This window comes from Weissella cibaria, from assembly GCF_004521965.1.
GTDB classification, from domain to species: domain Bacteria; phylum Bacillota; class Bacilli; order Lactobacillales; family Lactobacillaceae; genus Weissella; species Weissella cibaria_A.
Genome location: NZ_SDGK01000054.1, coordinates 1 through 12385, shown reverse-complemented (window position 1 = coordinate 12385; position 12385 = coordinate 1). Strand labels below are relative to the sequence as shown.

Sequence of the window (12385 nt, the reverse complement as noted above, 5' to 3'; positions counted from 1 at the left end):
TGTGCGATTAGTATTCAGGCGTCCATTGAGCAGCCTTAACGGCAGCTTCAACGTCGTCGATTTCAACTCGACTCAAACCTTCAGCAATTGCTTGCTTAGCCACAGCAACCGCAACACGGAATGACATTTCTGACAAACGTGAAACAGGTGGCAAAACAGGGGCACCGGGTTGTGAGGCATCAACCATACCACCCAAAGCGTGGGCAGCAGCTGAAATCATACCATCTGACAAAACCTTAGCCCTAGCAACAATCGTACCCAATCCCAAACCCATGTAAACCAACATGTTGTTAGCTTGTCCAATTTCGTAAGTGACACCGTTTGAAGCCGTAACAGGGTCAACAGGCACACCAGTTGCAACCAATGCCTTACCATCTGACCACTTGATCAAATCATCTGGCATTACTTCGTGAAACTTCGTAGGGTTTGACAATGGGAAGATCTTTGGGTGATCCGTGTTAGTAACCATTGCTTCAACGACTTCCTTAGTAAATGAACCAGGGTTAGTTGACGTACCAACCAAAACAGTTGGCTTAACAGCCTTAACAACTGACAACAAATCCGTCAACTCGTCAGCGTTCTCAAATTCTGAACATGAACGGGCGAATGGCTTTTGCTCAGGTGTCAACGTTTCGTCATCGTCGAACAACAATCCTTGTCGGTCAACCATGTAGAAGTGCTTACGAGCTTCTTCTGATAAACCTTGTTGCATAAACTCAGCCAAGACACGGTTAGCAATACCCGTACCAGCTGAACCACCACCGTACGTCAAGTACGTTTGTGTCTTGATGTCTTCACCCGTAATAGCCAAGGCACCCAAAACAGCTGACGTGACAACGATACCCGTACCTTGAATATCATCGTTAAACGTTGGCCACTCATTCTTGTACGTATTCAAGATCTTCGTAGCTGTTGAACGACCGAAATCTTCAAAGTGCAAGTACATCTCTGGGAACAATGATTGGGCCGTCTTAACGAACTTATCAATGAACTCAAAGTATTGGTCACCACGAACTCGTCCGTGACGGTTTCCCAAGTATAGTGGGTCTGCCAACAATTCCTTGCGGTTCGTACCAGCATCGACAGAAACTGGCAAAACTGAAGCGGGATCGATGCCAGCGGCAGCCGTATAAACCATCAACTTACCAACGGCAATATCAACACCTTGAACCCCCAGTCACCGATTCCCAAGATACCTTCAGCATCGGTAGCAACCAACAACTTAATGTCACGGCCATCAGCAGCGTTCTTCAACGTTGCTTCGATGTTCTCTGGGTGGTTGATGTCCAAAAATGCAGCGTTTTATGGGTTAACGAACAATGCTGAATAGTTCTCAATCGTGTCGGCAATTGTTGGATCGTAGACAACGGGCATGAACTCAGCGACGTGTTGATCAACCAAGTAGTAGAACAACGTTGAAAGGAAAATACGCTTTTCAACGTCATTAACCTTTGTTAGATATTGGGCATAAGCTTGGTCAGCTTGCTCTTGAATTGTTTGAACGTGGGCTGGCAACATACCAGTCAAGCCAAATTCTTCGCGTTCTGCCTCAGTAAAGGCAGTCCCCCTTATTTAGGAAGGGGTTATTCAAAATTTCTTGTCCACGCATATGTAAACATCTCCCTACAAAAAATAAATAATAAATTTTCAACGTTGACAACCTTACATTTAACTTATTTTGCGGCATTGGCAGAGCAAAAACAGTTTACGGCTGTATCTGAACAATTCGGGGTTACCCAACCAACGATTTCGTATGCGTTAAAACGTTTGGAAGAAGAGTTCGAATCGGCGCTGATTGTCCGAGACACCACTAAAAAGTCGGTTGTTCTGACAAAAACCGGTCAATTAGTCTATGAATTGGCAGTCAAAATTAGGCGAGAAATTGCTTTTACAAAAGAAGAAGTCGCATTACAGTCAATTGAGAAGTTGCGTTTTGGATTGCCACCAATCATTGGTATGTACTACTTTCGAGATTTACTTAAAAAATTGGGCGTGTTAGAACTATTACCTTATTTGGAGACGGTTGAAATGGGTAGCGCCGATTTGATGTCCCAAATTAAGACAGGTCAGTTAGATTTTGGCATGGTTAGTTCGGTTGATCCGATACGTATTAGCGGGGTGACGGCAACGAAAATTGCCTCATTTCCATTTGTGTTTGCGACTGGCGATGTGACGAAACCGGACAGTATGTATTTCGATGAAATTGGTGCTGAGGAATTTGTCATGCTGGATGAGGAGTTTGTGCATATCCGTATTTTTAAACGTTTAACCGAAGCGAGCGACGCGCATCCAAAAATTCTGTTTCAAACCTCAAACCCTGAAACGTTGAAAAACGTGTTGCGCGATGGTGTGGGAATGAGTTTTATTACGGCTTTGGCGCTAACGCAAAATAAAACCGGGCTAAAGCAAATTAATATTTTGGACGTCGATATGCCAACTTTTGATATCTATTTATTGTCACGTGATCGAGCTGAAGTGGGGCCAATGTCACAAGCTATTTTGCGGGTTATTCGTGATGAGTGGCGATGTTAAGACTTGAAATGCCCTTTTTATAACACTTCCGGCCTTCGTTTCGTTAATATAATTGTATTAACTAACGAAGAGGCGAATGATATGTATGAAGGTAAAGTAATTTTGGTCGCTGGCGGGACAGGCGCAGTCGGCGAAGGAATTGTAAAGTACTTAGCCGAAAATGGCGCTACCGTTCTGGTGCCCACTCGCTCTGAAGACAAAGCGCTTGACGCGCTGGGGTATGTTGACCAACCATACCGGAAGAATGTCTTTTACTTATTTGGCGATATTTCAGATGAAGCAGATGCACAAAAGATGCACGATGTGATTGTTGATCACTTTGAACAATTGGATGGCATGGTATCATCACTAGGTGGATGGTGGCAAGGCGCTGCTTTGACGGACATTACAAAGGCGGAATGGGAAGAGTTGATGCAGGGCCTGCTTACTGCCCATTTTGTAGCTAGTAAGACTTTAATGCCATTGTTACGTCAAGGTTCGAACTATACATTTATTAGTGGAGTGTCTGCTGAAGATGCTGCGTTTAGCAAATATTCTGGGCCAGTTGCACCGGCCGGTGCAGCGGTTTTGATGTTGAGCGAGTTATATGCTGTTGAAATGGCAGGTCGCTTTAATGTGAATGCGTTGGTCCTTGGACCGGTAAATACACGTGTGCGACCAAGTTCTTATCGCAAAGACAATTATGTTTCATCGAAGACGGTTGGTGAGTTGATCGGTACTTTGCACTTTGAGAACGCAGAGCCAGTTACTGGTGAACGCTTGCGGGTGCCAGATGTTGACGCCGCTGCCAGCCATTTGGCGAAATGGCGCAGTTAATGAGGATAATATACAAAAAACCTGATGATCTTAAAGTCATCAGGTTTTTTGATTATTTTTTAAATTTAACCTTTGCGTTTACGCGTTGCGCTTGCTTGAAATATTTGGTCATGACGTGGCTGCCGGTTCCCCAGTGATAGAACAGGAGAGAACCAACGATAATTACCACGAAATCGAGTGGGTAATGAATCAAATTTTGGCCGTTGAATTCTTTCGACCCAATATAAGACATAATCGAAATGAAAATCAAGTAGCCAATCATCCAGAAGCTACCTTTAAAGGCGCGCTTCGTTTTATTGAAACCATTGCGCCATTCGTAGTAGAAATAGAATGGTAGGCCAAGTAAGATAACCAAAATCACTTCCACAGTGGTAGGCCACATTGCCCAATACGTTGCTAATGAAGCAAGAACGAATGACAGAGGTGCCATAAACTTAAGGATTTTACCACGAAATGGCCGGGTAAATTCGGGCGCCATTTTACGCAACGAGATAACAGTTACTGGTCCAGTCAAGTAGGCAATCAAGGTTGACGTTGAAATAACACTGGCCAACGTTCCCCATGAACGGAAAATTGAGACCATCAGCATGCTCAAAATGGCATTAACAACCACTGCGATACGGGGTGTACCGTATTTATCGTTGATTTTTCCGACGAATTTTGGAATGTGGTTATTGGTTACCATGGCAGCCAATGTACGACTTGAAGATGCGACGAAGGATACGCCGGTTCCAAATGGTGATACAAAAGCGTCCATATATAGCAAAACTGACAGCCAGTGAATACCTAGTAGAATAGCCAGATCAGCGAATGGTGAGGCGAAGTTAATGCCGTGCCAACCATTTGCTGCAATCATGTCAGGCTTCAATGCGGTAATAAATGTACTCTGTAACAGAATGTATAGTACACCACTAATTAATAGTGAATAAGTAATACCGCGCCCAATATTACGCTTGGGGTTTTCGATTTCACTTCCCATGTTAATAACGGTTTGGAACGCATTAAATGAGAAGATAATACCAGATACTGTCGTGGCAGCAAAGATTGGTGCCGTGCCATATGGCATAAATTCATGTAGTGATGACCCGTAGTTACCAGGATGGAATCCTGATAAAGTTAACATGATGATTGTTAATAGCGGAACACCAATTTTGAAGACAGAAATAAAACTTGTAAAGTTTGTGAGCAATTCGACTGACCAATAGTTCAATAACGTGAACACGACGATAAAGAAGAAGACGGCTAATAACCCTTCGTTTGTAATCGTACCATTGGTCATGAAACTTTGAGTCCATTTTGTCCAGGACCAAGGCCACGAGCTCATATATTGCACAGCGGCAACTGATTCAATTGGAATTAGCGTAATGAGCGAAATCCAATTAGCCCATGAAGCGATGAACCCTAATAATGAGCCATGAGTGTATTGTGCGTATTTACTCATCCCCCCAGATTGCGGGAACATGGTTCCCAGTTCGACGTAGTTATAAGCGATTGCACCGATAACTATACCACCGATTACCCAGGAAATAATGGCGGCTGGTCCGGCGACTTGGGATGCTTCCCAGGCGCCGAAGAGCCAACCTGACCCGATCAATGAACCTAATCCAAGCATGATTAGTTGGAATAGGCCGATTTTTTTGGTCTTTTTTGAATTTTTCATGTGACCTCCTCGTACACGTATGAGAACTAGCTTATCAAAAAATCACATAAAAATCTAATTTTGGGGCTTAAAAAGACCGGCCTGTTGGACTAGACCGATCTTTTAGTATGTATTTACATTAAGCAGGATCATCCTCACGCCAAATTAAATCGAATACGACGGTTATTAGAGGTCGCACGATAAATAATAATAAGGGAATTGCGAATAATAAGGTGTGGGCCCATTGAATGAAGTATGACAGAACCAAATGCTGTGAATCGTAATGATGTGACATATACAGGCCGTAGAAGGACATGACTGATACATTCCCAGTTACGATGAAAATAGCCATGGAGTGTCGACGAGGGACGAGTTCTGAAAACCATTTGGGTAAGATGTTATGTAATTTAATGACTAGTGGCAATGTAACGTTCTCTTTCAGCAAAGTGGCTAAAACGAACGTTAACGGGACAATGGTTAGGGTAGCTAAGATGGTACGTCGATGCCAGCCTGCTATCCATGTTCCATTCCAAATACTAATAATTGTGACCATTGTTAACGTCGTGACGATGCCGACGATAAATGATCGCTCAAAAAAACGCTTCATATAATTCCTCCGTATTAATAATTAATATTCTTTTAAAGTAGCATATATCGGATAAAATTAGCAACCATGTCCTAAAAGCGTGGCTTGCTTGTCGGGTGTCATTTTGCTATCCTGTAAGTCAGTGGTTCGTAACCATCCCACTCAAAAAAACTAGGAGAATTGAAGATGGAAACAAAAAAGAAGTCTTTTTCAACTCGTGATATATCCCTGATTGCCGTTATTGCTGCGCTTTATGCCGTGGCGACGGTGGCGCTGCCGTTTGCATCGTATGGTCCATTTCAGTTGCGCTTTTCAGAAGGGTTTAATCACCTGGTGGTCTTTAACAAGCGCTATATCATTGCACTGACAATTGGTGTATTTATCGCTAACATTTGGTCGCCGTATGGCATTGTTGATATGATCGTTGGAACAGCTGGAACGTTAGCAATGACGACGATGTCATACTTTGCGACACGCAAAGTAAAAAACGTTGTGAAACGTTTAGCGATTAGTGCAATTATTGATGCCTTGATGATGTGGGTCGTTGCTGCAGAGTTATACTTTATGGCGAAGACACCATTCTGGGCAACATTTGCTTGGACTGCGTTGGGGGAACTTGCTGCTTTGATTATTGGGGCAATTATTTTCTACCTATTAAGTCGTCGTGTTGATTTGGAAAAATAAATGATTACTCAAAATTATGAACGGCGGACGATTTTGCTGACTGGGGCAGCTTCCGGAATTGGATTTTCGCAAATGAAGACTTACTTGGTGGCAGGTGCAACTGTCATCGCGTTGGATAAACAAGTCATTTCAATTGATCATCCTCGCTTAAGAGCATTTCAACTAGATTTGGCAGATGAAGAACAGCTGGCCACCTGGTTAACAAGGCATGCAAAGCTATTGGAACAGGTTGATGTCTTTCTCTCAACTGCCGGTGTACTGGATGCCTTTGAGCCGGCGCTGTCAACCACTTACCCGGTCATTAAACAACTGATGCAGGTCAATGTGTATGCAGCTGTTCAAATATCATTGGCGGTTCTACCGTACATGGTAGCGCGTCAGGATGGCACGTTTGTTTTTATGGCATCAATCGCCGGTCAAGTTGCTGGTGGTGGTGGCGCTGCTTACACGATGTCGAAGCACGCGCTGGTAGGTTGGATGAAACAATTGGCGTTAGATTATGCTGACAAGGGTATTCGCGTCAATGCCATTGCACCAGGTGCCATTAATACGCCCATGAATGCGGCCGATTTTGCTGGCAATGGTGCAATGGCAGCGCAAGTCGCAGCCGACACGCCCGCTGGAAGGTGGGCTGATCCACAAGAAGTTGCAGATTTAACACTGTACCTAACGAGCCCTGAGGCGACGTATATCCAAGGGCAAGTATTTACGATTGATGGTGGCTGGACAATCAAATGAGATGAAATCGTCATACCACGCGTAAGCCGTCGCGACTGTCATTTAATAAATCGAGAAATAAACCAAAACCGGTTGAATTCGTTTGGATTCAACCGGTTTTTTCATGCACCTGTTAAGGATTATTCAGAGTTGTGATTGTTTTTTAGCACTCTATTAAAAAGAGTGCTAAAAAACACTTGTAATCAGTTTGTTACGGGTATATAATAATGTTACAAGGTAATGAGAGAGGGGTCTCAGCCTTGGCAGACTGAAAATAAACAAAAAAGGAGCGTAATTAAACTTATGGCAAATTACAATGACGCTTTTAACTCAGATATGAATGATATTTTCAACCGCATGATGGGCCGCATGGGTGGCTTGAACTCAGAGAACTCACGTTATTTGATCAATGGGCGTGAAGTGACGCCGGAAGAGTTTGCAGCATATCGACAAAGTGGCCGTCTTCCTGGTCAAGAAGGTAATGACCTACCAGAGGTTGAACCACAGAATGGTGCGATGAAGCAAGATGGTATGTTGGCTAAGCTTGGTCGTAATCTAACACAAGAGGCGCGCGAAGGTTTGTTAGATCCGGTAATTGGCCGAAATAAGGAGATTCAGGAAACAGCCGAAATTTTGAGTCGTCGTACGAAGAATAACCCAGTGTTAGTTGGTGACGCGGGCGTTGGAAAGACGGCTGTGGTTGAAGGATTAGCACAAGCGATTATTGCTGGTGACGTACCAGCGTCAATTCGAAACAAAGAGATTATTTCAATTGATCTTTCAAGTATCGAGGCGGGTACCCAATACCGTGGTAGCTTTGAAGAGAACGTCCAAAATTTGATTAAGGAAGTTAATGAAGCAGGGAACGTTATCATCTTCTTTGACGAAATTCACCAAATTTTAGGTACAGGTGCCATGGGTGGTGATTCTGGTTCGAAGGGGTTGGCTGATATTTTAAAGCCAGCTTTGAGCCGTGGTGAGTTCACGGTCATTGGGGCCACGACGCAAGATGAGTACCGTAACACGATTTTGAAGAACGCAGCCTTGGCGCGTCGTTTCAATGAGGTGACGGTTAACGCACCAAGTTCAGAAGATACATTCAACATTTTGTTGGGGATTCGCGATTTGTATGCAGAGCACCACAATGTTGAAATTCCAGATAATGTTTTGAAGGCTGCGGTCGACTATTCAGTGCAATATATTCCACAACGGTCATTGCCAGATAAGGCGATTGATTTGTTGGATATGACGGCAGCTCACTTGGCTGCAAAGAATCCAGTGGCTGACGTCGTGTCTTTGGAAGCGGATATTAAGCGTGAACGTGACTTACAGCAAGCTGCGGCTGACAAGGAAGATTATGAGCAAGCAGCTAAGCACAAGATGACGATTGATAAGCTGCAAGAGCAGATTGATAATGCTGGTGAGGCTAAGCACGTGACGGCGACGGTGAATGATGTTGCTGAAAGTGTTGAACGTTTGACAGGGGTTCCTGTTGCCCAAATGGGCGCTTCAGATATTGAGCGTTTGAAGGGAATTAACGAACGTTTGCGTGGTAAGGTTATTGGTCAAGATGAAGCGGTCGAAGCTGTATCACGGGCAATTCGTCGTAACCGTGCCGGCTTCGATGATGGTAACCGTCCAATCGGTAGCTTCTTGTTTGTTGGTCCAACGGGAACTGGTAAGACTGAACTAGCCAAGCAATTAGCTTTGGATATGTTTGGATCTAAGGAGCACGTCATTCGCTTGGATATGTCAGAGTATTCTGACTTGACAGCAGTCTCAAAGTTGATTGGGGCGACAGCTGGTTATGTTGGGTACGATGATAACAGTAACACGTTGACTGAACGGGTTCGTCGTCAACCATATGCCATCGTCTTGCTTGACGAGATTGAAAAGGCAAATCCGCAAGTCTTGACTTTGCTACTACAAGTTATGGATGATGGTCGTTTGACGGATGGTCAAGGTAACACGGTCAACTTTAAGAATACCGTGGTGATTGCAACGTCAAACGCGGGCTTTGGTAATGAAGCGCTCACGGGGCAAGATGTTGCTGACCAAACGCTTAATGACCGTTTGGCACCATACTTCCGTCCAGAATTCTTGAATCGTTTTAATGCGATTGTCGAATTCTCACATTTGACTAAGGATGATTTGCAACAAATTGTTGATTTGATGTTGGCTGATGTGAACCACACATTAGCTAAGAAAGACATTACTTTGTCAGTAACGCCAGCTGCCAAGGATTGGTTGATTGAGGAAGGCTACGATGAAGCAATGGGTGCACGACCACTACGTCGTGTAATTGAACAGCAAATTCGTGACAAGGTGACTGACTTCTACTTGGATCACTTGGATGCTAAGACGTTGCAAGCTGATTTGGTCGATGACACAATTGAGATTTCAGAAGTTGCAGCGGACTAAGCTAACTGCAAATAATTAATACACAGCGCTTAAACGGCCGGTTTTATCGGTGCAGTTTGGGCGCTGTTTTGTTATTAGTAAAAAACGGTATAAAAAGTTGGGTGGTCATTTTGTGAAATGTGTGTAGACTATAGTTTGAAAGCGTTTACAAATGATTGGGGGGAATTATGGAAGCATCGTTAGCATGGTTGGATGATCCAACAGTTTTTAGGGTTGGCAAATTACCTGCCCGTAGTGATCACACAGTATATGAGTCGGCATCGGCTTATCGAAATGGGTCACAGCGGTTACGACAGTTCATTATGGTGAAACACCACAACACCGTACGCCGGCGTTTTTTGAGCCAAAGAATCAGGTCGCTCGGCAAAATTTTACTTCTATTCAGGTCCCGGGCCATATTCAGTTACAAGGTTTTGGGCAAATTCAGTACATTAATACGTTATATCCTTGGGATGGCCATGTGTATCGGCGACCACCAATGATTGATGAAGATGAAACGAGTTATCCCAGTATTTTTAGTGAAGCTAGCGATAACCCGGTGGGTGAATATACCCGGACATTTGAAGTGCCAGAATATTTTACGAATCGTACGGTGCGACTGCAATTTGAAGGCGTCTAACAGGCGATGTATGTTTGGGTCAATGGCCACTTTGTCGGGTATTCAGAAGACAGTTTCAGTCGGGCGGAGTTTGATATCACGTCATACTTGGTATCCGGTGAGAACTTTTTAGCGGTGGTTGTTTATAAGTTAAGCACAGCAGCATTTTTAGAAGATCAGGGTATGTTTCGCTTTTCGGGTATTTTTCGGAGTGTCTGGTTAGAAGCAAGCACACCAGTCGATGTACAAGATGTGTCCTTGTGCCAACCGTTACTGGCAACGTGGGTAAAGTAACGGGGACGGTTACTGTGCAACACGCCGGGTTAATAGATGCACGACTGGAAGCGGTTGTCATTGGTCCAGATAATCAGGTGGTGGCGACGACCCAACGTCCGCTTGCAAATGATGAGGTCATTTTTGAGTTGTCAGTCCCGGAGGTGCAAGTATGGTCGCATCAGTCGCCGACACTCTATGAGATGCAGTTGACTATTCGTGCAGCTGATGGTGCTGAATTAGCTTTTGTAACTTATCGAATTGGATTTCGGACGCTTTCGGTAACGGATGAACAACAAATTCAGTTGAATGGCCGGCAATTATTTTTAAATGGTGTGAACCGTCATGAGTGGCATCCAAGCCGTGGACGTGCGTTGACGGTGGCTGATATGGCAGAAGATGTGGCGTTGTTTAAAAAGTTTCACATCAATGCGGTGCGAACGTCGCACTATCCAAATCAAATGGCTTGGTATTTCATGATAGATGAAGCGGGCGTCTACGTTATGGCGGAAACCAATTTAGAATCTCATGGTACCTGGCAAAAAATGGGTGCCGTTGGGCCTTCTGTGAATGTACCAGGGAGTCATAGCGCATGGCGAGAAGTGGTGCTAGATCGGGCACGTAGCAATTATGAGCAGTTTAAAAATCACGTCTCGATTCTATTTTGGTCACTTGGTAATGAATCATATGCGGGTGAAAATATTGCCGCAATGAATGCATTCTATAAGGAGCACGATAAGACACGGTTAACCCATTATGAGGGTGTCTTTCACAATCGCCAATTCAATGCAGTGATTTCTGACGTTGAAAGTCGGATGTATGCATCCCCGGCAGACATTTTAGCGTATCTCCAGCAAAAGCCGGCCAAATCGTACCTAAACTGTGAGTTCATGCATAGTATGGGGAATTCAGTTGGCGGCTTTGATGACTATATGGCGCTGTATAATCAGTCGCCAGCTTACACAGGTGGATTTGTCTGGGACTATGTGGACCAGGCGATTTGGCAACGTGACGCTATAACAGGTGAACAAGTATTAAGTTATGGTGGTGACTTCAATGATCGCCATTCAGATTACGAGTTTTCCGGTAATGGATTATTCTTTGCTGACCGTCAACCAAAACCAGCTTTACAGGAAGTAGCGTACTATTATGAACAATTTGACAACTAAGCCATTACGTATTGTTTACGGAGATGGTGTCCTTGGCGTGCATCATCGGGCAGTGAGTTATTTATTTAGTTATGAACGTGGTGGTCTGGAGTCGTTACGATTCGGTGGACAAGAGTGGCTATACCGTGGCCCGAAGCCAGCCTTTTGGCGTGCCACGACCGATAACGATCGGGGGAATGGTTTCTCGCGCCGGTCAGCACAATGGCTTGGTGCTGACCAATTCAGTACGGTTACCAATTTTGTCGTGTCAGTCGACCAGCAAACCATTGGTCAGCCAATTGCGCCACAAAATAATCACTATGATGACCAGCAATTTGCCACGACAGTGACGATTGTGTTTACGTATACAACCGCGACTGAACCGCAAACGACGGTTGACATTAGCTATACCGTGATGCCGGCCGGAACATTACAGGTGACGGCACACTATACTGGTCGGAAAGGGTTACCAGAACTACCGGTGTTCGGATTACGATTTGTAACGCCGACGCCATTTCAAGGGTACACCTACACAGGCCTATCGGGAGAAACATATCCAGACCGCTGGCGCGGTGGTGAGGTTGGTACGTATGATATCGCGGGAATGCCGATAACACCGTATTTAGTCCCCCAAGAAATGGGGATGCATATTAAAACGGATTCGGTGGTCTTAAAAAATTTGGCACAACAAGGACTGCGAATCGAAAAAAATGCACAACCGTTTGCTTTCTCAGTGCTGCCTTTTTCGCCGTTGGAGCTTGAAGCAGCCACGCATTTGAATGAGTTACCCCCTGTGAGACGCGGTGTTGTCTCGATTTTAGGTGCCGTTCGCGGTGTTGGCGGTATTGATAGCTGGGGTGCAGATGTGCAACCAACCTATCGTGTTTCGGGTGAACAGAATCATCAGGCTCAGTTTTTGATTACGCAGCTAGCAGCAGAGAGAATTGATTAGTATGACAGTAAAAAAGTGG

The 12385-nt window shown here is 44.5% G+C and carries 7 protein-coding genes, 2 pseudogenes and 1 riboswitch; of the genes and pseudogenes, 7 read left to right on the top strand and 2 right to left on the bottom strand.

All coding sequences use genetic code 11. The features are described 5' to 3' along the window. Positions 1 to 7: 7 nt before the first annotated feature. A pseudogene (locus EST42_RS07015) lies at positions 8 to 1609 on the bottom strand (malolactic enzyme). Positions 1610 to 1653: 44 nt separating this feature from the next. Between EST42_RS07015 and EST42_RS07010 the strand changes: the two are divergent. Continuing rightward, the gene (locus EST42_RS07010) at positions 1654 to 2532 is read left to right on the top strand and encodes a LysR family transcriptional regulator (protein WP_134644821.1); all 879 of its coding nucleotides are present in this window, start codon (positions 1654 to 1656) and stop codon (positions 2530 to 2532) included. A gap of 81 nt (positions 2533 to 2613) precedes the next feature. Further along, on the top strand, positions 2614 to 3348 hold the full coding sequence (locus EST42_RS07005; RefSeq protein ID WP_134644820.1) for an SDR family NAD(P)-dependent oxidoreductase: 735 nt from the start codon (positions 2614 to 2616) through the stop codon (positions 3346 to 3348). Between the two features lie 52 nt (positions 3349 to 3400). Here EST42_RS07005 and EST42_RS07000 read toward each other — a convergent pair whose 3' ends face one another. Next, positions 3401 to 5008 (bottom strand): APC family permease, encoded by a 1608-nt coding sequence (locus EST42_RS07000; protein WP_134644819.1) that lies wholly within the window; start codon positions 5006 to 5008, stop codon positions 3401 to 3403. A gap of 701 nt (positions 5009 to 5709) precedes the next feature. Then, positions 5710 to 5754: riboswitch (PreQ1 riboswitch) on the top strand. 5 nt (positions 5755 to 5759) lie between these two features. Between EST42_RS07000 and EST42_RS06990 the strand changes: the two genes are divergently transcribed. The 5 genes and pseudogenes from EST42_RS06990 to EST42_RS06970 all read left to right on the top strand — a co-directional run bounded on the left by EST42_RS06990 (position 5760) and on the right by EST42_RS06970 (position 12366). After that, positions 5760 to 6257 (top strand): QueT transporter family protein, encoded by a 498-nt coding sequence (locus tag EST42_RS06990; RefSeq protein ID WP_134644817.1) that lies wholly within the window; start codon positions 5760 to 5762, stop codon positions 6255 to 6257. After that, entirely contained in the window at positions 6258 to 6995 is a 738-nt protein-coding gene (locus EST42_RS06985; RefSeq protein WP_134644816.1) for a 3-oxoacyl-ACP reductase, read from the top strand. 282 nt (positions 6996 to 7277) lie between these two features. Beyond that, positions 7278 to 9395, top strand: coding sequence for an AAA family ATPase (locus tag EST42_RS06980; RefSeq protein WP_134644815.1), 2118 nt, complete (start codon positions 7278 to 7280; stop codon positions 9393 to 9395). Positions 9396 to 9562: 167 nt separating this feature from the next. Next, positions 9563 to 11435, top strand: a pseudogene (locus tag EST42_RS06975) (glycoside hydrolase family 2 protein). Beyond that, on the top strand, positions 11416 to 12366 hold the full coding sequence (locus EST42_RS06970; RefSeq protein ID WP_134644814.1) for a beta-galactosidase small subunit: 951 nt from the start codon (positions 11416 to 11418) through the stop codon (positions 12364 to 12366). Before EST42_RS06975 ends, EST42_RS06970 begins: the two are co-directional and overlap by 20 nt. Positions 12367 to 12385 lie beyond the last annotated feature (19 nt).